Consider the following 25,249-nt stretch of genomic DNA (forward strand, 5'->3'; position numbering starts at 1 on the left):
TTATATGGCAGACACTCTTTTCTATACTGCAGACAGCATATTCTTTCTCTACATTGCGATAGCCGGCATCTATCTATTTGTTTTTGCTTTGGCAGCATTATTCAGAAGATCAGAGAAATATCCGGCTACCGGGAATATGCATCGTTTTATACTTCTGGTTCCTCCGGGAACAGAAATCTGTAAACAAAAGTATCCGGAAGAGTTATATACCCTGCTCACTTACGAAAATCTGTATCAGAGTATAAAAGAACTGGATGAGTCGCTATACGACATAGCTATCATTCTGGGAGAAACAACCAATGTATCTCCGTGCCTGCTAAAAGAAATCAATAACGCATACGGATCGGGGACAATGGCTATGCAACTACACCACATCATTGAATGCCGTCCTACCCGAAAGATTCGCTGGAAAGCAATCCATGAAGAAATCCGAAATTCAATATTCAGACAAGGACATGTCCAGACAGGACTTTCTTCGGCACTCGAAAAAACAGATATTGCCATAGACTTCAAATGGCTGAAACAAAACCTGAGAAGTCCGAAAAGCAATCTGGAAAGCAGATTATTACAGCAGAACATCTATATAGAATATATGGACCACATCCATATATACAGTAACACTCCTCGTCCCCGCCCCTATTCTATGTCAAAGCGAAAAGCCGTCTCAAAGCTTCCTGCAGTACTAATGGAAGGCAACTGGGATTATGCAGACAAATTATTCCGGCAGCTTTTGCCCTCATGGAGAATCCTACTTCTCTTCAGCAGTATCTGGTGCATCATAGCCACCTGCTATGACTGGAGAGCTTCTTTGAGTTGGTGGTTCCTGTTGTTCGCCCTGCTATTTACTCTCTGTCTGGCTATCCCCGATTATCTGGTAGAGAAGAAAAAAAAGAAGTAACCTCCCAAACCCAACAAATATATATGGACATCAGAAAGCTAAAACATAACATTAAACAACACCCGGGCTTAAAACAGGCCGTACACAGATTTATTATGCATCCGGTAAAAACACGCCCCAACTGGTGGATACGTCTGTTTTATTTTGTATACCTGAAACGGGGGAAAGGTTCGGTTATTTATCGTAGCGTACGCAAAGATCTTCCGCCGTTCCGTAGCTTTTCACTCGGCAAATACTCAGTTGTGGAAGATTTCTCGTGTCTCAACAATGCCGTAGGAGATTTGATTATCGGAGATTATACCCGCGTGGGATTAGGAAATACGATCATAGGTCCTGTACAGATAGGCAATCATGTAAACCTGGCACAAAATGTGACTGTAACCGGATTAAACCACAATTATGCGAATGCCGAAAAGCCGATTGATGAACAAGGAGTAAGTACTGCCCCTGTGACAATAGAAGATGACGTGTGGGTAGGTGCCAATGCAGTCATTCTACCCGGAGTGACACTTGGAAAACATTGTGTTGTAGCTGCCGGGAGCGTTGTAAGCCGTTCTGTTCCGGCTTATACAATATGTGCCGGAAGTCCTGCACGTATCATCAAACGCTATGATCCGGTAAGCAAAGAATGGAAAAAAGAACTCAAGTAACTATATATAGTGAGAAATACTACGTAATATACCTTATTTAAGGGATTGTGGCTATGGGGTAAACACTCTATCTTTGCAGTATCAGAATTTAATTAATTAGTCATAATTTTATTACGTAGCCACATTTAAGTAAAATGAAACAGTGTCCTGTCGAAGTGATTTCGCCAGGATTTTGTTTTTTATATACAAAAAATCCCCGAACAAAACAGTGTCCGGGGAGAGCATATATATAAAAAGGTAGGCTTATTGGCCTACCTCACTTAGTTTTTCCTTTACCTCATTGGCCTTATCCGCTACTTTACCTGCAACTTTAGCACCTGTTTTCACAGCTTTTACTTTTGCATCTTCCATGGCAGCTTCGGCATCTGCCTCAATTTCATGAAGGGCATTAAACACATCATTTTTCAGTTTCTTAGCTTTCGCTGTGCGCGAAAAGTGATAAACCAGCGCACCAATGGCAGAACCTAATCCAAGACCTACCAGAAATTTAGTATTTCCACATTCCATAATCAAATAATTTTATGTTAGTTAATAAAATAAATACATTGCAAAGGTAACCTACTGTCGCGAATGACTAAACAAAGATGCAATCCACAGAAACAGAACAGCACCTACAACAGAAGTTATCAAACTACCGATAATACCAGTTGCCGCCAATCCAAGTAAAGCAAAGACCCAGCCCCCGAGTACACCGCCAATAATTCCTAAAACAAGATTGACCAGCAGTCCAAAGCCACCTCCTCTTGTTATTTTACCAGCCACATAGCCGGCAATAATTCCTATCAGAATATACCAGATAAAATTCATAATATTCTCTTTTTGTATTGTTTATACAAGGAACGTATCTCCTCTGTAAAAAGTTCGCAAACAGAAGAGGGAATTAACGAGAATTTAGGAAAGGCATGATTATAAAAAAAGGCAGTATAGAAATAAACTCCTATACTGCCTGCGTCTAATATAAAAAGGATCTTTTTTTATTTATCGCCGTACATCTTAGCTCTCAACTCTTTAATATGATCGGAAGTAATATATTCATCATATTCCATCATCTTGTCAATGATGCCGTTCGGAGTCAGTTCGATCACACGATTTGCCACAGTCTGAATAAATTCGTGGTCATGTGAAGAGAACAGGATATTACCTTTATATGTTTTCAGGTTGTTGTTGAATGCCTGAATCGATTCCAGATCGAGGTGATTAGTCGGCGTATCTAAGATCAGACAGTTTGCATTGCGAAGCTGCATACGCGCAATCATGCAACGCATCTTTTCACCCCCCGAAAGTACACTTACCTTTTTCAAAACTTCTTCTCCAGAGAAAAGCATACGTCCCAGGAATCCTTTCATATATACTTCATTCCCTTCACCATACTGCCCTAACCAATCTACCAGATTGAGATCGGTATTAAAGAAATCCGTATTATCCAACGGCAAATAAGCGGTAGTAATCGTCACTCCCCAATTGAAGTGACCGGCATCCGGCTTCATATTGCCATTGATTATTTCAAAGAAAGCCGTCATGGCACGTGGATTACGTGAGATAAATACGATCTTATCGCCCTTCTCAACGTTAAAGTTCACGTCATTGAACAGCACTACGCCCTCTTCGGTCTTCTTACTCAAACCTGAAACCTCAAGGATCTGATTGCCCGGTTCACGTTCGGGTGTGAAGATAATGCCCGGATACTTACGTGAAGAAGGTTTAATCTCTTCTACATTCAGTTTCTCCAACATCTTTTTACGGCTGGTAGTCTGCTTGCTCTTAGCTACATTGGCGCTGAACCGGCGGATAAATTCTTCCAGTTCTTTCTTCTTCTCCTCAGCCTTTGCTTTCTGGTTCTGTTGCTGACGGAGAGCCAACTGACTGGATTCATACCAGAAACTGTAGTTACCGGCAAACATATTGATTTTTCCGTAGTCGATATCAACCGTGTGTGTACATACTGAGTCAAGGAAGTGACGGTCATGGCTCACCACCAATACAGTATGTTCAAAGTTTGACAGATATTCTTCAAGCCATGTCACTGTCTCCATATCGAGGTCATTGGTAGGCTCGTCCAGCAGCAAGTTATCCGGATTACCGTAAAGCGCTTGTGCCAACATCACACGTACCTTCTCTTTACCACTCAGCTCACCCATCAACACATAATGTTTGTCTTCTTTAACTCCCAGGCCACTGAGCAACATGGCAGCATCACTCTCGGCATTCCAGCCGTCAAGCTCAGCAAATTTCTCTTCCAACTCGGAAACCTTCAACCCGTCTTCATCGGTAAAGTCTTCCTTGGCATACAACTCTTCGCGTTGCTTCATGATGTCCCACAACACAGTATGTCCCATCATCACAGTATCCATTACCGTGAAAGCATCCCACTTAAAGTGGTCCTGGCTCAACACTGACAGACGTTCGCCCGGACCTAATGTTATATTTCCGGTAGTCGGATCAAGATCGCCATAAATTGTGCGAAGGAAAGTGGACTTACCTGCACCATTGGCACCAATAATACCATAACAATTCCCACTTGTAAACTTCAAATTTACATCATTAAACAATACTCTTTTACCAAACTGTACCGAAACGTTTGAAACTGTAATCATCTTTTATATTTACGATTTTAACTATTTACAATTTACGATTGAAATGTCTGTAATTCACAAACAGGCTGCAAAGATAGACATTTTTAATGAATTACATGCTATGCAGCATGTGTCAATCTGACAGAAAAGCATTACCTTTGCAGCGTTTTTTGACATGTTTAGCAGATTGGCAGAGTTTTTGCTGGGAGGCAGTTACATTGTAACGTCCTATTGACATGAAATTGAATCCATTTATTAAGAACAAAAAAGATAAAGATATGAATCCTAAAGAAAAAGAAACAGCTAAAGAACAAGAGTTGAACGCTGAAAACCTTGCAGACGAACAGTTGCAGGATACAGAAAATACGGAGGAAGCAGCTCCCCTGACCAAAGAAGAAGAGCTGGAAAAGCAGTTGAAAGAAGCTGATGCAACCATTGAAGATCAGAAAGATAAATATCTGCGCCTCTCTGCCGAATTCGACAATTACCGTAAACGTACGGTAAAAGAAAAAGCTGAACTGATCTTGAATGGAGGTGAAAAGAGCCTGAGTAGTATCCTGCCTGTGGTTGACGATCTGGAACGCGCTATCCAAATGATGGATAAAGCAACAGACGTAGCAGCCGTTAAAGAAGGTGTGGAACTTATCTATAACAAATTCATTTCTGTATTAGGACAAAATGGCGTGAAAGTAATCGAAACCAAAGATAAGCCTCTGGATACAGATTACCACGAAGCCATCGCAGTGATTCCCGCACCGTCTGAAAAACAGAAAGGAAAAATTCTGGATTGTGTACAGACCGGATACACACTGAACGATAAAGTACTGCGCCACGCCAAAGTGGTAGTTGGAGAATAAAATATATATATGGAAAAGAGAGACTACTATGAAGTGCTGGAGGTGACGAAAACCGCAACAGCAGAAGAAATAAAAAAAGCGTATCGTAAAAAAGCCATTCAGTATCACCCGGACAAAAACCCGGGCGACAAGGAGGCGGAAGAAAAGTTTAAAGAGGCAGCCGAAGCATACGACGTGCTGAGCAACGAGGACAAACGTGCCCGTTATGATCAGTTCGGTCATGCAGGTATGGGTGGTGCTGCCGGCAATGGTGGTCCGTTTGGCGGCTTTGGTGGAGGTATGTCTATGGACGATATCTTCTCCATGTTTGGCGATATCTTCGGAGGTCGCGGAGGCGGTGGTTTCGGAGGCTTCAGTGGCTTTGGAGGCGGAGGCGGTCAGCAACAGAGACGCTATCGTGGTTCTGATCTTCGTGTGAAAGTAAAACTGACGCTGAAAGAAATCTCTACCGGAGTAGAAAAGAAGTTCAAACTGAAAAAGTATGTGCCTTGTACACACTGTCATGGAACGGGTGCAGAAGGTAACGGTGGTTCTGAGACTTGTCCGACCTGTAAAGGTAGCGGATCGGTAATTCGTAACCAACAGACTATTTTGGGTACGATGCAGACCCGCACCACCTGCCCCACTTGTAATGGTGAAGGTAAAATCATTAAGAACAAGTGTAAGGAATGTAGCGGTGACGGTATCGTATATGGAGAAGAAGTGGTAACCGTTAAGATTCCGGCCGGCGTAGCAGAAGGCATGCAACTCTCCATGAGTGGAAAAGGTAATGCCGGAAAACATAACGGTGTACCGGGTGATTTACTCATCCTGGTTGAAGAAGAGCCACACGAAAGCCTGCTCCGTGATGAAAATGATTTGGTATACAACTTACTTCTCAGTTTCCCGGCAGCAGCCTTGGGAGGAGCTGTTGAGATACCTACCATCGACGGAAAGGTAAAAGTAAAGATTGATGCGGGTACACAGCCGGGTAAAGTGCTTCGTTTGCGTGGCAAAGGCTTACCAAGTGTTAATGGATATGGTACAGGAGATTTACTGGTAAATGTAAGTGTCTACGTGCCCGAAGCATTAACAAAAGAAGAAAAGAGTACACTTGAAAAGCTGGATACTTCTGATAATTTCAAGCCCAATACTTCTGTGAAGGAAAAGATCTTTAAGAAGTTCAAGAGCTTCTTTGATTAAGAGATTGCCTCAAAAGTCTGAGAAAGCTATTAATCCATAACTTTATAAACGCAGATTAACGCTAATTATCGCAGATTTAATTTAATCTTTGCGCAAATTAGCGTTAATCTGCGTTTTAACGATAGTGAGTTTTACTTTTGGTACATCCTCTTTAGTATCTCCCCCCCTCTTATTTATACCCCGGATTCTGAACCAGATTCGGATTCATACGCCTCACCTTATCCGGTATGGGGAATACCGTAGTATACCCACTCGCTTCGCCAGCCAACTGTGGCCGGCTGCTATACGGACGGGTGAATAATCCAAACCTCACAAGATCCTGTCGCCTCCAGCCTTCCCAGGCAAATTCCAGTTGGCGCTCATCAAGAAGGGTATTCAAGGTAGCTTCCCGGTAAGGAGCAGCCACACGGGAACGTACCCGGTTCAATTCTTCATCACCGTTCTCTCCGTTGCGGACTTTTGCTTCACTCTTCATCAGCAGCACGTCGGCATAGCGATAAAGCACAATATCATTCTCCATCAGTTTACCGTCTTTCGTGCCCGTATCATCTACTTCGTACTTCTTCATACGGGCTCCTGCTGTCTTCTCATAAGGCTCATTGGATATATCCAAAGCCACCTCCCAGGGTAGGTATTCAAGTATCGTACCGTCGTCCAGCCTCACAACGTTTCCTTTCAAGTCATAAACAATGCCGGCGAAGTAGCACTTGTCAAAACGGGGATCAACCTGAGGAGTGCCATAGGCAAAGGTTTTCAGAACCTCAATGGTGGCACTTGAACCATTCTCTCCGCTCAAGCCATATGCTTTGGCATGGTTGTAGTGACGCGAACGGAAAAGATATTGCATCTGATTGGTGTACAGGTTCTTATTCATAGGTATAATAAAAATATTCTCGGCAGATGATTCGTTGAATACGGCAAAGTTGGCTGCATAATCCTCTTCAAGCCGGTAACCGGACTTCGTGACAGAATCACAATAAGCCTCAACGGTCTGCCAGGCATTAAGCTCTTCGCCACCTACATTAAAATAGATGTTTCTGCCATCCGGGCGTATGCCGTCCGTCCAGTCATTATCGGTATATACCTCTGCATTCAGAGCCAGTTTAGCCAAAAGGAAATGGGCAACGGGGCGGGTAATGCGTCCATAATAAGTACCGGGCAGATTGCTATGGGCAGTGTTCAGTTCGGGAGCCGACTGCTGTAACTCGCGTACAACAAAATCATAAACCTCCTGGCGGGTGGACTGTTTCACTTCTTTCACCGGCATAGAAGAAGACAATACCAACGGAACATTTCCAAACAAATCTACCAGATGATAGTAATACAGGGCACGTAATGCTCGCACCTCTGCTTCATAGGCCACTAACTCCCTGTCGTTGTGCGTCCCGGCATACTGCGCTATTCTTTCCAGCGATTTATTACTTAAACCTATCACTTTATACAAATATTCCCAGGTGGCTTGTATAGCATCATTATTGACACCCCAATTGTGCAGATAAAGCCCCTGCCAGAAACCACCATCATACCAGTCGCCACCCCGGGTGGGCATTATAGCCTCATCGGTAGTGAAGGTATTCAGATCGTAGATACCGCGTCCGGTGCCCTGCAAGCCCTGGCTGTCACTGTATCCGCCAATATTGTTGTACAATGAGGCGACTGCATTGAGATACAAGTCGGACAAGTTTTTATATGCTTCTTCCTCAAAGATGCGGTCTCTCGGTTTCTCACGTAAAAAGTCATCACAGGATAGTTGCGCCAGTGATAACAACAGAAAACATGCTATATATATAAATGAACGTTTCATCGTAGCTCCTTTTTAAAAGTTAATACTCAAACCTACTGTATAAGTCCGCGCCAGCGGATAACCACGTTTATCATCTACTCCTAATGTAGAGTTGACGGTGGAACTATTGATCATCGGCGAAAGTCCGGAATAGCCGCTGATGGTAGCCAGGTTATTGACCGTAAGTGCCAGACGAAGTGACCGGATATACTTCTGAGCCTTTGCTAACGGGACATTCCAGCCGATGGTAAGATAATCGAAGTTGACGTAATCTCCCTTTTCCAGCCAGTAATCGGTGGCGGTCTGATCTTTTATATTTCGCCGGGGGGCCTCTTCCATCACATTATAATCGGGGAAGATGTTCATATTCATATAAGTCAGCGAAGTGCCGTTGTAGACCTTGTGTCCGAAAGCTCCGTTGATCTGTACCGAAATATCAAAACGCTTGTAACGGAAACTGATGTTAGACCCCAGTAAAGTTTTGGGTACTGCCTGCCCCGCCACATAGCGGTCTTCACCGTCTTCAAGACTGATGCCTCCTCCGTTCAGATCGGCTATGCCATAGGTATATCCGCCATCGCCATCGGATACAAGCCCGTTGCTGTGCGGAAGATAAAAAACACCGAGCGGTTGTCCCACTATCTGATAGACGATGTGATTGTATCCTCCATGAAAGCCTGCACCGTCAAGGCTTGCCAGGCTTTTATACTCCGGTGCCGAGATATTCTCGCCATTATAGGTACCGCTCAAAGAGAGTAGTTTGTTGCGCTGAAAGGTAATATTGGCATTGATATTCAGTTCCATATCCGGCGTTTTGAGTGGAGTGATACCAATGGCTATCTCGGTACCGCTGTTACGCATGGAACCGATATTTGCCAGCAGCGTGTTGTAGGTAAAGGGAGGCACACTGACGTTATAAAGATAGAGCATATCGGTGGTCTTTGAGTTGTAGTAATTGACAGAGAGTAGCAGGCGGTTGCCAAACATCCCTAAGTCTGCCCCGGCATTAAACGTATGTTTCACCTCCCACTTCAAATCGGGGTTTATATTCTGCATCTCTCCCAAGGTAACTACTGCCGAATTGCCCACAGGCACTACCCCGTTGGGTCTCACCAATCCGAGGGTGGTGTATGAATCTATCCCGTTCTGATTTCCCGCCAATCCATAACCTACACGTAGTTTCAGATTATCAACCAGAGGGATACACTTCATAAACTCCTCTTCACTCACCGCCCATGCTGCGGATACGGAAGGGAAAAAGCCCCACTTATGATTGCTCCCGAACTTGGAGGAAGCATCCGTACGGGCATTCACGGTAAGAATATAGCGGTCGGCATAGGTATAATTGAAGCGCCCCATGAAGGAAGCCAGATGTGGCTCTTCATAATAAGAATTCGTACCTTCCCAAAGGCGGATTGCACCTGCCTGAAGGTTGTCATATCCAAACTGGTCGGAACTAAAGTTTGTGACGGTGGTATAATATCCGGTATAGGTCTCCTTCTGAAGTTCGGCAAGTGCCAGCACATCAAAGAAGTGTTTCCGCCAGTTCTTCTTATAGCTCAGTATCAGGTTGCCAAGCAGAGACTCCATCTTCTTCGTCCCTTTGTATGCCTGCCCGTGTGCCCAGACCGATGTGGGGAGATACTGGGAGTTCTCTACAATATTGTAGGTGTATGCACCAAACATGACGAGTTTTAGATCATCCATCAGATTGAACGTCAGCCGGGCATGTGTACTGATGTGAGAAGTAGCATCATGGTCTTTCACTTCCATCCATGCCAGCGGGTTGGTGATCTGGCTGGCACTTGTGATCTGATCCCACGAACCGGTTTCCGTATTCTTATGATTGGGAAAGGTGGGATTGAAAGTAGCCGCAGAGTAAAATGTCTTCTGATAATCGAACAAGTTATGGTTCTTCTGCACGGAGCCGAACATGCCTAACTCGCAACGGATAAAGTTGCCAAAAATGTTCTGGCTCATATTCATGTTGGATGTAAAATTCCTCATATCCTGATTTTGTATCACCCCCTGCCGGTCTACATATCCCAGGGAGACACGATAGCTGGAGGCATCGGAACCGCCATAAAAGGCGATATGATGATTCTGCTGAAATCCGGTTTGTTCTATTTCTTTCTGAAAATCGGTATTGTTTCCCAAATCCAGAATGGAAAGTCCCCGCTCACCGGCCACCTGCCGAAAGCCGTTTGCCGATAGCATGCTGAGATTCTTGTAAACGGAGGTTATACCGAAACTACCATTATAGCTGACGCGGGTTTTGCCGCTAATACCCTTTTTGGTAGTCACCTCTATGACACCGGAAGCCCCACGGGAACCGTACTGGGCAGTTTCGGAGGCATCTTTCAGGATAGTAAAACTTTCGATGTCAGTGGGATAAATGGAGGTAAGCATATTCAAATCGCCAAATACCCCGTCGACGATGATCAACGGGTCGTTACCACTGGTCAAAGAGGTGGTACCCCGCAAGCGAACGGCATCCAGGGCGGCCTGCCCGTTTGTTCCCCGTTGTATGGTTAACCCCGGCACACGGCCACGGATTGCATCGAGAGGATTCGTGATCTGATCCCGGTTCATCTGTAACTCGGTGATCTTCTCAACGGAACCGGACAGATTTTTAATACTTCCGGTGGCATATCCTACGGTTATTAAAGAATCGAGCGGAACTAATCCGGGCTTCTGGGCCACGACATCCGAAAAAAGAAACAGAGAAAAGAGGCATAGGAGAAAAAATCTCAAATGTGTAGTGTGGTGTTGTTTCATGATATCTCTTTTTTTTAAGGTATATACATCTTCAATATACATTTATAACAAAAAAAAGGATAGAGGGGTTCGTGAAGTAATGAGTTTTCTTCCGGCTTCCGGAATATCACAGAACAGAGCCTATGAAATCAGCAGCAAAAAGACGCTATATGAACAGCATACAGGCAACGCCTTGCCTGCATGCAGTAAAGGCGTGGACTACATGCAGGCAAGGCGTTGCCTGTAAAAGGGTATTCGGAGATGTTATACAGCAGGTATTTCCTCGCTCTTAATAAGATCGGAAAGTAGAAGCCGGCAACCCCTGAGCATTCACCAGATTGGCACGGGTGAAAGGTTGCCAGCCATAACGCACATAACGGGGATGCTTCACCTGATCGCTATATACTTTTATCCGGTCGCCAACGATCTCGGCTTTGGCCGGATAGAAGAGCCCTTCGGTTTCTGCCACTTCAAAAGTCCGCAACGCTTTGCCATCCGAAGAAGACATTCCATTGCCAAAATCAAACGAAACATAAGCAGCCCCTTTGCGGAACTCTGCACTGCGGAACAAGGGTCCGGAAGGTACAACCGCTTTCATGCCATACGTACGGTTCAATGCCTGACGTGCCAGACGCTCGCCCACCGGTTTCTTATTCTTAGGATGTACATCCAGCGAATCACCCTGATCGCTCGAAACAGCCATACCCGTATAAGATACCTCCTTCAGCAACCTGCGCTGGCTATCGCGAAACCACGGCCACGAAGGACGGTCCATGGAAGAGAGCTGTACGTAGTAAAACGGAAGTTCCGGATTTTCCCAATTCTTGCGCCAGCTATCTACAAGCAGGTGGAACAGCTTCTCGTGCGTCTCGTAATCGGGAGCATTGGATTCTCCCTGATACCAGATCACTCCTTTCACCGGAAATCTATCCAACGGGAGGATGCCGGACTCATACAGATAACATGGTTCATAGGGGTGACGCTGAAACTTATTCGTCGATTTCTTAACATTCAATGTAGCGCGTGCGCGTATCCAGTTTTGCGGATCATTCTTCGTCCAATTGCGAAACATGATAGGAAGGTGAAACTCCAATGCATGCCTGCTCACCCACGCTTCTGTGGGCGAACCACCAATTGCATTGCAAATCAAACCAACGGGTACATGCAGGCTATCCTGCAACATCTTCCCGAAATAGTATGCCACAGCAGAAAAATCAGCAGCACTGGCCGACGTACAAACCTTCCATTGGCTATCTTTATAATACTGCAAATGGTTTAGAGAATCGAGTACGGACTCCTCCCACTCTACTGGATTGGTACGCCAACGGGCTTTCATATCCAGCAAACGAATGTTATTATTGTCACTTTGAGGAATATCCATCCGGGCCGTAGAGGCTTCTTTCAACATAAACTCCATATTGGACTGCCCCGAACAAAGCCATACTTCTCCTACCAACACGTTGGAAAAGTGTAACCGGGTCTTTCCGGCAGAGACAGCAAGTGTATGAGGGCCTCCCGCCTGCATGGGTTTCAGACGCACGCACCACTGTCCGTCAGATCCGGTTTTAGCCCGTTGCTTTTGTCCGGCAATGCTTACCGTTACTTCCTCTCCGGCATTGGCAATACCCCGCACTTCCAACGGACAATCACGTTGTAATACCATGTTATCACTGTATACCTGCGGCAGACGAAGGCCACCATAATCACCGGTTATGGCCGAGCAAACCGTTTGTGCCAGAATCCCTGCTCCTTCGGCAGTGGGATGTACCGCATCCGGAAGCATAAAGGGATAAGGATAAAGGGGAGTATGAAAGTCTATCAGTTGTGCCCCGGCAAGCTCAGCCACCCTTTCAATGGCATGTTGTATCTGTTCGTGCCAGTCGCGCGTGCCCGACTCAAAACGGGAGTGACGGTTGGTTATGGGAGTCATTCGCGCCACCAGGATACGCACCTTCGGATTGGCTACACGGAAAGAGTCGATCAGCGCCAGATAGTCTCTGACGAAATAATCACGATAATTGGGCCAGTCGCGCGGATCAGTATCATTGATGCCCAGATGGATCACAACAACATCTCCCGCAAAGGTCAATGCCCGCTGAAATTCCTTCTGTTCGATATAGGGACGATGCCCTTTATTCAGCAATGTAGCTCCTGATTTACCAAAATTTCCTACCACATACCCCTCTCCCAACATCCGTTGCAGCTGAACAGGATACGCATCCCGTTCCCGGTTTTCAATCCCGGCTCCATACGTAATACTGTTTCCTATACAAGCCACCCTTACTGGCGTTTGGGCTACAGCAACCAGGTTACAAAGAACCAGCAAATAACTCAGTACTATCTTTCTCATTTTTCGTTAACATAAGGTTTAACAATCTCCACCCATTTCAGATAACCTTTACCCAACAGGTGTAATCCGTCATTCGTATCATCCATATTCATTTTTCCCGTTGCCGGATCGACAAAATGAGCGTAAAGGTCGATATACGTAAGCCCCCTCTCCGTAGCCAGCCGGAGTATCCCTTTGTTGATCTTCTCTACTTCTTCCCAACGGGAAGTGTGGCCCTTAAACAGCCCATAATGATCGGTTACCGGGAGTACACTTTGCAGATATAATTTCGTTCGGGGCGAATCTGCCTTTATTTTAGAAGCAATCATACCGATGCGCTGCACAATGGTGTCTGCCGGAGTGCCCCGGCTTACATCATTGATGCCGATCAGCAAAAAGATCTTCGCAGGTTTCCCTTTCAGAACCGCATCCAGGCGATCATACACTCCCATGCAGACATCCCCGCTGATCCCTCTGTTCTTGACATGCTTATTACCAAGCAACTCGGCCCACTCCGCTCCGTTCGTGATACTGTTTCCCAGAAAAATAATATCCTTCGAGGTGACGGGTAACTCTTCAAACAAAGTAGCCCGCTGATAATAAAACGTTGAGTATTTCCGCTCCTGGGCATTGCCTGCAACTGAAACAAGCAATAGCATGATAAAAATCCACTTGTTCTTCATAAATTATTCCTTCTTAATGTTCATTCAATTACGATCTTACAAATTTGTGCTGTACGAATACCGGGCTTTGTCTCACCACCTATAACGAAGACTTCTTGTTGCCTTCCTGCCAAAGCAGCACCGGCACGTGCCAGACCGGAAGATTGTCCCCATTCATCCCAACCGTTCCGGTGGATATCATATACCATCAAGCGGTTGTTAAAGCGATACCAGCTTACGGGTTGCGTCAGATAGTTTTCTTTAGTAACCCGGCTATAACTTCCGCTGATTGCATCCAGAAAAATCTCTTTATTCACTCCGCCTACACAAAGAATAAGACTGTCCGAGCAGGCTATGGAGGCCCCTCCCGTCAAAGTAAGCAGTTCGCCTGTGGCCGGGACCACAGGTGCCGATACAGGTTCCCATGTTTTCGATGCCGGAAGATACCGATAGCCATCCGTAGCAACCATGGCCTCCTGATTCTCTCCCAAGGAAGGTGAAAAGCCTCCCCAAATGTAGAGCGCATCCTCCTGAGCAGTACAAACCGGTTGCACACGTGGAGCTCCGGGCAAGGCCGGCTCTTCCTTCCAACCCTCTGCAGGATTCTCCATGCTCAAAGAGAACAGAGAAGCAGAGGGAACACCTGCTTTGTTACCCCCGAACACATAAAGAACATTCCCAAGAACAGCGCCTGCCATATTATCTAAAGCAAAAGGTAACGTGGGCAATGTGTCAAGAATAGCAGCGTCGCCTGTGGCATTCAATGACAAAGAGTAGGTGGTAGAAAGCCCGCCTACGGAATGCTTGCCACCCACAAAGATCAGTTTATGAGGCAGTGAAAGCGTTACTCCATAGGCAGCCTCAACGGGAAGTTCACCTATTTGGGTCCATGTCAATGTAGAGTCGTTAGCGGGCAGGCCCCTATATATACCTTTATAAAAACGTTTTTCGCCTCCCTCGGAAGCGGGTATATCAGGGAAATTACAACCGCCTGCAATGATTAGATCGTCGTTTATAAAACCGGCATAGCATGCCGATACTCCCAGAGAGTATCCGGGTTCACCATCCGGAAAACCGGAGATATACTCTATACGTATGGCACAAGAGGCGGCTGCCTGCCCGGAAGAGGAGGTACATGCCGGAAGCAGACCGCCTGTGATTACAGTGGCGATCAGTGACAGGACTATGAGGGAGGACTTTTTCATAATATATAAATCATGGAAGATTTTACCACAGAGTAACACTGAGTTAAATCTTTATTGAAACGCAGATAAACGCAAATTTTCGCAAAGGGAAACAAATAGATAATAAAGAACTACAGTCTTTTAATCTACGTTAATCCGCGTTTCAATAAAGATTTAAAACTCTGTGCTACTCTGTGGTGAAACTCAGTATATATCTCCTTTCGCCAATTCCCCCAACAACTGCGCATACTTTTCTACCACAGCCCCGGCGTATCTTTTACCTTTTTCTGCCGTAGCCAGCCGGGGATCTCCGATGCCTGTATCCTCAGATACTTTCTGCCAGTTTCGTGGAATCCATGCAACCTTTTCTTGCAGTGAACTTATGGCAAATGGTTTGTATTTACCCTCACCGGCTTCTTCCAGATTAACCAACTCCGGGTGATAATGCATCATCACAGAAGTTTCCACCTCGTCGGCATGATCGCCTGGCCGATCAAAGTACTCCCTTGCCGGAAGCACCGCAAACCACTCGCTGCAAGCTATCAGGAAGTCCGGGTAATCAACAGATAAGTCGCGAATCATATTCTTGAAATTATTCCCGCCATGTCCATTGATAATCACCATTTTGCGAATGCCCTGTGTATGGAGTGAAGCCACAATATCCGTAAGGATTGCCCTCTGAGTCTCATACCGGGCATGTATGCAGAAGGGCAACTCGCGCTGTCCCGGATTTTGTGACCCCATAGTTACAGGAGGCATCACCATACAGCGCACACCATACAACTCTTTACTGCGCTCCGCCGCATCAACAGCAATGGCATGTGCCAGGATACAATCTGTCAAATAAGGCAGATGCAGATTGTGCGGTTCGGTAGCTCCCCAGGGAAGCAGTACCAAATCATAAACTAACTCTCTCGTTTCCCCGTAGCATGATACGGACAAGTCAATTTCTTTATTCATCGTCATCCTTTTTTATCTGAATTCAATAGATACAAAATCATTTTAGTTTCTTCTCCGGCGAGTAAATCAACCCGTCTACTGCATGTTCGCCATCAAGCGTGACAAAAACAGTTGTAAACATCCACTTCACCAGACGGACCTGAGGAGTCGTAAATTTCCCTACCGGAAGTTTCAGCAGCACCTTATTCCACCCCTTATTCAAGTGTACCTTCAAAGGAGGACGGGCTGTAAAGTTTTCATTACCCAAAGGAGTTTCATTATCCGGCTTTGTGTGGGTAGCCGTCCACACAGGAGGAAGTATTTCACTATCGTTCAGCCAGATACGACTCCCTTTATAATCCCACTTTCCGGCTGGAGGAGGTAAGTCTTTCTCCGAACGCCCGTAGTTCTGAAATTCCGCCCACAACCCCACATCCTGTGCTTTGGGCGAATATACCCATGTATAGGCATATGCCGTATGGTTTTCTGCCGGCTCTTTATAGAAAGAGGGGACCAGCGTACCCCATACATGACGCAGATAGATACCAGCACCGATAGCCTGCCGCACATTATACGCTTTGCCATCATATATATACTGATCTTTGAGTCCGGCCTCGGGTGGAAATACCTGTTCCGGATTTCCTCCATTGGGAAAAGCATCCGTAATGTTCCACTTCACATTTGTCTGCTTCACATAAGCAAAGGGATATCCTTTGAAATGATGCTCTTTGTGCCACAACATTCTTTCTTCAAAATCAGCAAAGCTCTTAAACTCCTCCGAGTCTTCACCCGGAAGAACCGTACCGTTCCGGTCGAAATATTCGGAGCCTCCCCCTCTCCACGAACGCTCGGCAAAAGCCAGCATGTTAGGATAAAAGGCATTCTCTCTGATCACATTCTCCTCGGGCACTACTACCCTATCCTGCCACACTGCCATGATAGCCCCGGCTATATCATCACTACCCTGAGACTGATTGTAAATGCGACTGTTATACAAAGCTATTATATCGGCAAATACGTCAAAATGATTCAGGTAGTGGAACCTTGAATCAATGGCAGGAATACCTTCCTGCGCCTTTCCGCGGTAGCTCCAGAGGTGGGTCATATCTATTTCTCCCGGTTTGTAGTGCCAGCCCGGATTCCAGGAAATCACTTTCTTGCCTTTTGCCCGGATATAGGTTACCATCTCCGGCGCAAATTGCGGATTGGTAAAGGCTACCTCATCCGTGCCGATATGCAGGTAAGGTACCTCAAAAACCTCACAGACCTCATCCATCAGCAGTTTAAGAATTTTCATTCCCGCTTCGCTCTGCATATCGTGCCGAAAGGCCCGTACAAAAGCGGCACTATGCCCCGGCATATCAAACTCCGGTATTAGCAATACCTGACGCTGTTTACAGTACCGAACCAACTCTTTGGCTTCTTCCTGCGTATAAAACTTACCCGGCATGCGCGTCACATTGCAACTATCATTCAATACCGGAAAGAGCTTGCTCTCAAGCCTCCATGCCTGGTTCTCTGTCAGATGCCAATGAAACACATTGATTTTATAACGAGAAAGCATGTCGATCTCCCGCTTCAATTCGTCCATAGAAATATAGCCTCTGCCTACATCCTGCATGAATCCCCGTACCCGGAAAGCAGGCCAGTCTACAATCTCACATCCCCGAACAAAGGCCTTTCCTCTCCGGCGCTGCAACAATTGATTCAATGTTTGTAATCCCCAATAAGCTCCTTGTTCGGTGATGGCCTCAACCCTGATCTTGTTTCTATGTACCGTCAGGCGATATGCTTCATTTTCATTCAAGGGTATCCCCTCCAACTTCTCAACCAACCGGATTTCAATTATAGAAGAGGCGCGCTCATCGACAGTCCCTCCCGCTTCAGTCACCCATGCTTCCAATTGCGGAATAAGTACGGAAGAGACGAGCCTCACCCGTTTCATATCAAACTGCTCACCGCTCAGTTTCACTTGCTGCGGCTCTGGCAGGAAATGAATCTCACCTGCCCGGACCGTAGAAAACAAACAAAGTGACAGGAGAAATGTAAGGCTATATACTACATGCCTCATTTCACAATATCTTTTATTTTAATCTGCTGAAATGTCATATGTGCCACACTGCTCTCATACAAAATGCCAATCGTTTCATTGTCCACCAACGTAAGACAGGAATATCCCCAACCATCGGCCTCGTCTATCAACAACTGATGTTCAGGCAACCAGGTCACTCCTCCATCCAGACTGGCTTTTATAGTGATATGGTTTCTTCCCTTCGTTGTATCAGGATTGGAGAAGAACAAAAGATCTCTGCCAAGCACATTATCCTTTGCCTCTACTTTTATCAGACTTGCCATACACACCGGCTCACGCAAAGCACTCCGCGAAGAAATATGTTCTGTCCACGTTTTGCCTAAGTCCCTGGTTATAGATACCGCGCGACTTCCACCCCGGTTATCGCGCATGTTCAGCATCAATACACCAGGCTCTACTTCCGCCACTTGTGCCTCGGTAGTATTGGTACGGGCATAGTTATGTATTTTCCAGGTTTGTCCCCGGTCCTTACTGTACATAATACCGGCATTAGGTATACGTGTGGCATCAATAAACTGAATAGGAAACACCAACGTACCATCTTGCATAGTGACGCCACGCCCCGGTCCTTGCAGCAGGAAATACCAGGAAGGATCTTTCACCTGCTCCGTGATGTTGATCGGAGCCGACCACGTCTTTCCATCGTCAGTACTCTTTGTCATCATCAATTGCGCCGTATGATTCATATCCATTCCCGGATGCGAACTCACCCACGCCCGTTGATTGCCCATGCCGTGCGTCCATGCAGCAACAATCCATATTGTATTGGTCTTTGTATCTACCAGAATAGACGGATCTCCTACCCCATTCTGTGCAGCAGGCAGTCCTCCATATTCTCCGAATGCCAGTGGCAAACGCATTTTTTCCCATGTCTTTCCACCATCCGTACTCCGGCTTAAACCTACATCGACGCGCTCCTGCAAATCAACACTGCTATTATAGCGCACGTCATACACTCCCAACAGCGTACCTTTGTTGGTAGTCACCAATCCCGGAATACGGAATGCGGCCGACTGATCATCTCCGGCATGACGCACGCCTACCCCCATGCGGTGTTCTGTTTCTTTTGGAGATACAATATCTATAAGTGCTTGTTTACCATCCACTGTCACAGAGGCGATACTCGCCGTAACCTTAGCGGCCAGCGGAGTGGAAGGCTTCATCTGCAAGCTGACCCAGAAATAATTGACACCTGGAAACAGATCTTGGCTGCCCTTCAATGTTACTTCGGCATTAGGATTACTCACTTCGGCTTTTTTGATTGAATAAGACGGATTGGCAGCCAGCGTATTTCCCACAGCATGGCTGGAAATGTATTCAACCGGTGCAAAACGGTTCTTATGCTCATTCTGCAACGCCTCTGTACCGCTATAATAAAGTTTCACCGATTGAATATCTGAAAGCCTTGTTCCTTTGTCAAATTTCAAAACCACATTATTCAGTTTTTTGCTCTCTTGTGCATTCAGGCGCAGATAGAACAGAACGTTGTCTTGTCTTTCGATCAAGACAGGGATACGCGCTTCCTTAACGAATATAGTATCTGCTGCATAAAGTACAGGTGTAGTACATAAAAAGCAGAAAAGGAGAAACATAAGAGGGGTATTTTTCATGGTAATGATTAAAATTGTATGAATATTATTGAGGACAAAGATACTATTTTTCATTTTATTAGGATATGGAAATAATTAAGTTATTTAGCATATATAAAGTCTATTCCATATTATCTGTTTTAGGCCGCAAAAAATAGAGTTGCAACGCCAATGCTATCAGAACAACAACGCTGAGCCATGCAAAACCCAATCCCAGATTGCCACCATCGGTCCAGCGTCCCAACAAACTGGTAACTGCTGCTCCGGCAAATACACCAGTCATATTCATTATACCATAAGCCGTGGCTCTATATTTAGTTGACACAAACTGGCACAGAATAGGCATGTTGTTCGCATCGAAAATGCCATAGCCCACACCAAACAGCAAACCTGCTCCCACGATGCCTGCTGTATTGTGGCCAAATCCCAACAACATCAGCGCCGGAATTGTAAGTCCCAATCCGATAGCACCCGTATAAACTCTACCACGGATATTCTTCAATACCCATCTATCCGAAAGAACACCCCCAAGCAATACACCGACGAAAGAAGACAAAGCAATCGTAATAGTTGACATTGGCCCCGCTTCGGCCATCGGAATATTCAAATTTTCGGCAAACAGCGTAGGCAGCCAGTTCTTTGTAGCCCATCCCGGAAGGCTCGGTGCGGCAAAATAGAACAATATTACCCAAAATGCAATGTTACTGAACAGCAAAGAAAGGCCTTTGAATACAGATGATTTCTGCTTCGGCTCCTCTCTGCGCAAGCGTTCAATCTCAATATGCTCTTTATTCTCATGTAAGAACAACACCAGAATCAAAGCATAGATAATGCCGATAATACCAAACCAATGAAAAGCAGTATGCCAGGAGTATGCCGCTGCCACCGTAGCACCGAAGCCACCGATAGCCTGCCCTGTGTAAAGCCCCGTCATGTGTATACCTACTGCCAATGACCGGGATTTATCCTGATGCCAGTCGGCAATCAGTGAAAGCCCTGCGGGAATATAAAGTGCTTCACTAACTCCCATCAAAGCACGCAACCAATATACCTGACTGAACGTTTCGGCATATCCCATACCAAAAGTGACAGCAGACCATACGAAAAGACTCCCTACAATTAACCACTTTCTATTCAACCTGTCGGCAATCATACCGGCTACGGGGCTCATAAATCCGTATATCCAAAGAAACACAGCCATCAAACGGCCGAAATTAGTAGCTGATTGTAGTTCTGCAATATCCAGTTGCATGGCGTCTTTCATTGTCGAAAGCATCTGACGATCCATGTAATTGAGTAATGCCACTCCCCAAAGAAGAGCTACCACAATCCATGGATAAATTTTTGAGTTTTTCATAATATGTAGTTCTTTTTATTTATTATTGCGTACTTCCTGCTACGGTTTATACTTGTCTCTAAAACAAGTATCTCTCTCATCAACCGCAAATATAAGAATATACTTTCTCTTTCAAACCTCACTATTCAGTGAGGTTATCTATTGATAGTCAACACATTCAGAAGTACTATTCTTTATATTATAAAAGTACGTATTTAATGGAGTGTTAAATGTACACTTTTACTATACAAGAGTGTACACTTTCATACTACAAAAGTACGTACTTTTACAAAGGAAGAATCCGATCTTTAACATCTACGTTAATAATGTTAATAGAAAATGCCATTAAAAACCATAAACAATTCGTATGGTAATATATATATTGTTGTTTTAAGGTAGTAATTCCTGGCAAAGTACATAGCCCTTCGTTAACATCCGGGGGATGTGGAAAGGACCTTTGAAAATGTTACCTTTTGCCGGTTGTGAGACTGTTCCGTTGCGATGAAGATATCCATACCACTCGCCAAAGTCGCTATCAGGAAAATGAGCGTATGTCCAATCACTGATTTGCTGATGCATAGCAAGATATTTTTCATCTTTTGTTGCCTGGTAAGCGTAGAGTGTAGCGATAATAGCTTCCGTCTGCGGCCACCAGAATTTCATATCATGTGCGTAATCCTGTGGGGGCAGGTTACGACAATCGCGGAAGTTGATGATACCACCGTGTTCTTTATCCCATCCCCACTCCCAAGACCAGTCGAGAATGGTAAGAGCCATGTCAGTAAGCTGTTTATCCCAGTTACGGTACTTGGCTTCTTCAAGGATAAACCAGGAGGTTTCAATACAATGGCCCGGGTTGATGATACGTCCGTTTATGGTATCAATAAATTCACCATTAGCACCCACTGTCTCCAGTAATGCTTTAAACTCCGGATGCATAAAGTCCTTTTTCAGCAAAGCAATAGAGTCATCAATTTGCTGGTCGAGTATGGGATCGGCTATGGCAGCCCGAATGCGCGAAGCTGTATTTATAAGGATCATAACAATCGAATGCCCCTTTGTATGCACCGTTTCACAATATTTTGGCTCCAGAATGCCGGGAGTCCGAAGAAAGCGCTGAATGTCTTTAAATAAGTTTAAAGCCTTTTCTGCATAAGCCCTTTCGCCCGAAGCAATCGCATACTCCGCCATCGCAATGGCTGCAAAGGTTTCGGAGAATACATAACGGCGTTTACGAATGGGCTCTCCGGATGCTGTAACTTCAAAAAACATGCGCCCATCCGAATCAAAACAGTGATGTTCTATGAAATCAAGTGTGCTCTTTGCCGCAGCCAGCCAGTCGGGATTCTGCTCAATATGATTGTATGCATAACTGCATGTAAAAGCAAAACGCCCCTGAAACCAAACGGATTTGGTAGTGTCTATCAGCGAACCATCACGATTTAAACAAGTATATATACCTCCATTCCGGCGGTCCAGACCATGCTTCAACCAAAAAGGCATAATATTATCCAGCATGTCAGCCTTGTACGAGGCCGACCATGTCTGTAGGTATTCAGTTACATTCATAAAAGTAAATTTAAAATTTATTGCAACGTTCAAAGAAGTGAATGGCCTCTAACTCAGCTTTCAAACGTGCTTCTTCTTCATCAGTCATATTCTGGAACGGAGTACGGTTCTTGCCAAGATCCAGACCTATCAATTTCATTATTCTTTTACCACCAACAATATTGCCCCGATAGTGACAAATCACATTGATAACCTCTTGAGAGAAGTTCTGAAGTTCGCGTGCTTTCTCCAAGTCACCTGCATTCCATGCGTCGATAATACCAACCAGGTTGCAACCATTGTAATTGGTAGTACCACCAATTCCTCCCTGAGCACCTCCCATAGCCAGACAAGGAAGAATCGTTTCATCCTGTCCATGTAACATATCAAATTTACCCTTCTTGTAAAGACGACATTGGTTATACTCATACAAACTCTCGTACGTATACTTAATACCTGCAAAGTTGGGGATACGTCCGTCTACCGCTTCAAGGAAAGCTACCATAGACAGAAAGGCGCCGTTAAAAGCAGGAATATGATAAAAGTAGAAAGGCAGATTGGGGGCACCACAAGCAATCTCTTCACAATATTTCACCAACTCTTCTACGCGACCTACCTTAGGAAAAGGAGGAGCCATTGCACCAATTCCCCATGCACCTATCTTTTGTGCATGTTCTGCCAGACGCCGGCTCGACTTCACACAAGTACTGCCCACATGAACAATCACTTTGAAGCCTTCGGGAGCTACTTCAATCCAACGTTCGGCCAGCTTCATGCGTTCTTCTTCCGTCAGCATATAGCCTTCGCCGGAAGAACCGTTGATAAAAACACCTTTCAAACCATTCTTTGCTAACATAGCGGCATAGGCTGCAATCGGCTCATAATTTACTTCCCCATCCTCATAAAAAGGAGTAAAAGGGGCATCAATCAATCCAATAATCTTTTCCATAAGTATACAGTTTTCATATATCAAACAATTTATTTAAACATTCATGCTGCAAATATAAAAACTTCTTAATTAACAGCAAGCATATTTCTAAATTATTTTATTATCATACCCGTACAAAAGTTATATTATTTATTATATCTCCTTATATAAACCAATAAAGAAAGAATATTAATAAATTAAAGAGGCAAAACGAAACGAAATATTTAAAATACTTGTATATTTGTTCAGCATTAACCACTAACATGGCATATATGAAACATAATCTGCTTAAAGAAATAGAAATGGGCTCCAAAAATGCCCTTGTGAAGAAGAGAATTATTACACATTATATATACAACGGTAGTTCAACCATTACCGACCTCTCAAAAGAGATGGATTTGAGCGTACCAACCGTTACCAAATTCATAGATGAAATGTGTGAAGACGGATATATCAACGACTATGGTAAGCTGGAAACAAGTGGTGGAAGACACCCCAATCTGTACGGACTCAATCCGGAATCCGGCTACTTCATCGGAGTAGATATCAAGAAGTTTGCCATCAATATCGGACTTATCAACTTTAAAGGAGATATGATGGAACTCAAAATGAATATCCCCTATCAATTTGAAAATTCAATAGAAGGACTGAATGAACTGTGCAAACTCATAGCAAACTTTATAAAAAAACTCAATATCAATAAAGAGAAAATATTAAATATCAATGTAAATGTATCAGGGCGGGTAAATCCGGAATCGGGTTATAGTTTCAGTCAGTTCAATTTTGAAGAACGCCCGTTGGCGGATGTCTTGACAGAAAAGCTTGGCTATAAAGTAACAATAGACAATGATACGCGCGCCATGACTTACGGAGAGTATATGCAGGGATGCGTAAAGGGAGAAAAGAATATTATATTCGTCAATGTCAGCTGGGGACTGGGTATAGGGATCATCATTGACGGAAGAATATACACCGGAAAATCGGGATTCTCGGGTGAGTTCGGACACGTAAGTGCTTATGAAAACGAAATCATTTGCCACTGTGGGAAAAAAGGATGCATCGAAACTGAAGCATCAGGTTCGGCACTACATCGCATATTACTGGAGCGTATTAGAAACGGAGAGAACTCCATCTTGTCCGACCGCATTTCATCAGAAGATCCTATCACCCTGGACGAGATCATTGCAGCTGTCAATAAGGAAGATGTCCTTTGTATCGAAATAGTAGAAGAAATTGGTCAAAAGTTAGGAAAGCAAATTGCCGGACTTATCAATATCTTCAATCCGGAACTGGTAATTATCGGAGGAACTCTGTCACTTACCGGAGATTATATCACACAACCGATAAAAACTGCGATTCGAAAATATTCTCTCAACCTGGTGAATAAAGATTCGGTTATTCTCACTTCAAAGCTGAAAGACAAAGCCGGAATAGTAGGAGCTTGCATGCTTGCACGAAGCAGAATGTTCGAGGATTAAACCTCGGACATCCGCTTCATAAAAGCTTTTATACCTTCCTCATCGGTCACATCTGGTGCCCAAGGAGCCATGTTTTCAGGAGTCAATGGAGCATAAGGCCCCTGCTTTATTTCATATATCACCGTACCAGGTTCAAGCACTACAATACAGTGCCATGTACAAGGTGGAATCTCTATTCCATACATACCCTTTTCCGGATTCAGGTTTACCTTCTCTGTCACATTTCCTTCTTCATCAAACAGAATGGCAAGCAAGCTACCGCGGAGAACAAGGTATATTTCTTCTTTATCTGGATTCTTATGACGATGCGGAGGTAAATATGTATCGGGTTCCAGCGCATTTAGCATACGATGAATCGGTGCATCCATAGATTCATGGAAATTATAATTCATACGCAGACGCGGATTCTCCTTAGCCTGTCCGGATACCGTGTTCAGCAGAGTTTCAGTAATTAACTTCATAAT

At 44.7% G+C, this 25,249-nt stretch carries 21 protein-coding genes; 6 read left to right on the forward strand and 15 right to left on the reverse strand.

The features are described 5' to 3' along the window. The first annotated feature begins 4 nt into the window (after positions 1-4). A complete protein-coding gene (locus ACESQI_RS06020) occupies positions 5-898 on the forward strand; it encodes a hypothetical protein (protein WP_122202138.1) in 894 nt (297 codons plus the stop codon). A 23-nt stretch (positions 899-921) separates the two neighbouring features. Continuing rightward, complete coding sequence (locus tag ACESQI_RS06025) at positions 922-1,548, forward strand: DapH/DapD/GlmU-related protein (protein ID WP_195661392.1); 627 nt, start codon at positions 922-924, stop codon at positions 1,546-1,548. Between the two features lie 243 nt (positions 1,549-1,791). Here ACESQI_RS06025 and ACESQI_RS06030 read toward each other — a convergent pair whose 3' ends face one another. From ACESQI_RS06030 to ACESQI_RS06040, 3 genes are all read right to left on the reverse strand, one after another. After that, on the reverse strand, positions 1,792-2,055 hold the full coding sequence (locus tag ACESQI_RS06030; RefSeq protein ID WP_002560851.1) for a YtxH domain-containing protein: 264 nt from the start codon (positions 2,053-2,055) through the stop codon (positions 1,792-1,794). A 51-nt stretch (positions 2,056-2,106) separates the two neighbouring features. After that, positions 2,107-2,355: a GlsB/YeaQ/YmgE family stress response membrane protein gene (locus tag ACESQI_RS06035; protein ID WP_002560852.1), complete on the reverse strand. Its 249-nt coding sequence runs from the start codon at positions 2,353-2,355 to the stop codon at positions 2,107-2,109. Between the two features lie 167 nt (positions 2,356-2,522). Next, positions 2,523-4,142, reverse strand: coding sequence for an ABC-F family ATP-binding cassette domain-containing protein (locus ACESQI_RS06040; RefSeq protein ID WP_002560853.1), 1,620 nt, complete (start codon positions 4,140-4,142; stop codon positions 2,523-2,525). A 257-nt stretch (positions 4,143-4,399) separates the two neighbouring features. Here ACESQI_RS06040 and ACESQI_RS06045 point away from each other — a divergent pair, with 257 nt between their 5' ends. Both ACESQI_RS06045 and dnaJ read left to right on the forward strand, forming a co-directional pair. After that, a complete protein-coding gene (locus tag ACESQI_RS06045; RefSeq protein WP_085929647.1) occupies positions 4,400-4,978 on the forward strand; it encodes a nucleotide exchange factor GrpE in 579 nt (192 codons plus the stop codon). A gap of 9 nt (positions 4,979-4,987) precedes the next feature. Then, positions 4,988-6,160: a molecular chaperone DnaJ gene (gene dnaJ, locus ACESQI_RS06050; RefSeq protein WP_373125560.1), complete on the forward strand. Its 1,173-nt coding sequence runs from the start codon at positions 4,988-4,990 to the stop codon at positions 6,158-6,160. A gap of 169 nt (positions 6,161-6,329) precedes the next feature. Here dnaJ and ACESQI_RS06055 read toward each other — a convergent pair whose 3' ends face one another. Beyond that, positions 6,330-7,964, reverse strand: a complete 1,635-nt coding sequence (locus tag ACESQI_RS06055) for a RagB/SusD family nutrient uptake outer membrane protein (RefSeq protein WP_373125561.1) — start codon at positions 7,962-7,964, stop codon at positions 6,330-6,332. Between the two features lie 12 nt (positions 7,965-7,976). After that, positions 7,977-10,721, reverse strand: coding sequence for a SusC/RagA family TonB-linked outer membrane protein (locus ACESQI_RS06060; protein WP_373125562.1), 2,745 nt, complete (start codon positions 10,719-10,721; stop codon positions 7,977-7,979). A 149-nt stretch (positions 10,722-10,870) separates the two neighbouring features. Here ACESQI_RS06060 and ACESQI_RS06065 point away from each other — a divergent pair, with 149 nt between their 5' ends. Beyond that, positions 10,871-10,993 carry a hypothetical protein gene (locus tag ACESQI_RS06065; protein ID WP_373125563.1) on the forward strand — a complete coding sequence of 41 codons (123 nt, stop codon included), beginning with the start codon at positions 10,871-10,873 and terminating at the stop codon, positions 10,991-10,993. On the opposite strand, the gene ACESQI_RS06070 is transcribed toward ACESQI_RS06065, so the two are convergent. The 9 genes from ACESQI_RS06070 to ACESQI_RS06110 all read right to left on the reverse strand — a co-directional run bounded on the left by ACESQI_RS06070 (position 10,990) and on the right by ACESQI_RS06110 (position 23,328). After that, positions 10,990-13,050: a GDSL-type esterase/lipase family protein gene (locus tag ACESQI_RS06070; RefSeq protein WP_373125564.1), complete on the reverse strand. Its 2,061-nt coding sequence runs from the start codon at positions 13,048-13,050 to the stop codon at positions 10,990-10,992. The two genes, ACESQI_RS06065 and ACESQI_RS06070, sit on opposite strands and share 4 nt — an antisense overlap. Then, on the reverse strand, positions 13,047-13,712 hold the full coding sequence (locus tag ACESQI_RS06075) for an SGNH/GDSL hydrolase family protein (RefSeq protein ID WP_002560859.1): 666 nt from the start codon (positions 13,710-13,712) through the stop codon (positions 13,047-13,049). The genes ACESQI_RS06070 and ACESQI_RS06075 overlap by 4 nt, the downstream gene beginning before the upstream one ends. A 20-nt stretch (positions 13,713-13,732) precedes the next feature. Continuing rightward, the gene (locus ACESQI_RS06080) at positions 13,733-14,896 is read right to left on the reverse strand and encodes a cyclically-permuted mutarotase family protein (RefSeq protein WP_320908599.1); all 1,164 of its coding nucleotides are present in this window, start codon (positions 14,894-14,896) and stop codon (positions 13,733-13,735) included. A 183-nt stretch (positions 14,897-15,079) separates the two neighbouring features. Continuing rightward, positions 15,080-15,835, reverse strand: coding sequence for a creatininase family protein (locus tag ACESQI_RS06085; protein ID WP_195660317.1), 756 nt, complete (start codon positions 15,833-15,835; stop codon positions 15,080-15,082). A gap of 37 nt (positions 15,836-15,872) precedes the next feature. Then, complete coding sequence (locus ACESQI_RS06090; protein ID WP_373125565.1) at positions 15,873-17,885, reverse strand: family 20 glycosylhydrolase; 2,013 nt, start codon at positions 17,883-17,885, stop codon at positions 15,873-15,875. After that, positions 17,882-19,516 (reverse strand): BNR-repeat neuraminidase N-terminal domain-containing protein, encoded by a 1,635-nt coding sequence (locus tag ACESQI_RS06095; protein WP_373125566.1) that lies wholly within the window; start codon positions 19,514-19,516, stop codon positions 17,882-17,884. The genes ACESQI_RS06090 and ACESQI_RS06095 overlap by 4 nt, the downstream gene beginning before the upstream one ends. 100 nt (positions 19,517-19,616) lie before the next feature. Next, complete coding sequence (locus ACESQI_RS06100; protein ID WP_007485049.1) at positions 19,617-20,852, reverse strand: MFS transporter; 1,236 nt, start codon at positions 20,850-20,852, stop codon at positions 19,617-19,619. 369 nt (positions 20,853-21,221) lie between these two features. Continuing rightward, positions 21,222-22,400, reverse strand: a complete 1,179-nt coding sequence (locus ACESQI_RS06105) for an AGE family epimerase/isomerase (RefSeq protein ID WP_373125567.1) — start codon at positions 22,398-22,400, stop codon at positions 21,222-21,224. 10 nt (positions 22,401-22,410) lie between these two features. Beyond that, positions 22,411-23,328: a dihydrodipicolinate synthase family protein gene (locus ACESQI_RS06110; protein WP_256143496.1), complete on the reverse strand. Its 918-nt coding sequence runs from the start codon at positions 23,326-23,328 to the stop codon at positions 22,411-22,413. 251 nt (positions 23,329-23,579) lie between these two features. Between ACESQI_RS06110 and ACESQI_RS06115 the strand changes: the two genes are divergently transcribed. Beyond that, the gene (locus ACESQI_RS06115; protein ID WP_044095313.1) at positions 23,580-24,785 is read left to right on the forward strand and encodes an ROK family transcriptional regulator; all 1,206 of its coding nucleotides are present in this window, start codon (positions 23,580-23,582) and stop codon (positions 24,783-24,785) included. Here the strand turns inward: ACESQI_RS06115 and ACESQI_RS06120 are convergent. Next, positions 24,782-25,246, reverse strand: a complete 465-nt coding sequence (locus tag ACESQI_RS06120; protein WP_002560868.1) for a WbuC family cupin fold metalloprotein — start codon at positions 25,244-25,246, stop codon at positions 24,782-24,784. The two genes, ACESQI_RS06115 and ACESQI_RS06120, sit on opposite strands and share 4 nt — an antisense overlap. Positions 25,247-25,249: the final 3 nt, after the last annotated feature.

It is taken from the genome of Bacteroides sp. HPS0048 (assembly GCF_964240755.1).
Lineage (GTDB): Bacteria > Bacteroidota > Bacteroidia > Bacteroidales > Bacteroidaceae > Bacteroides > Bacteroides nordii.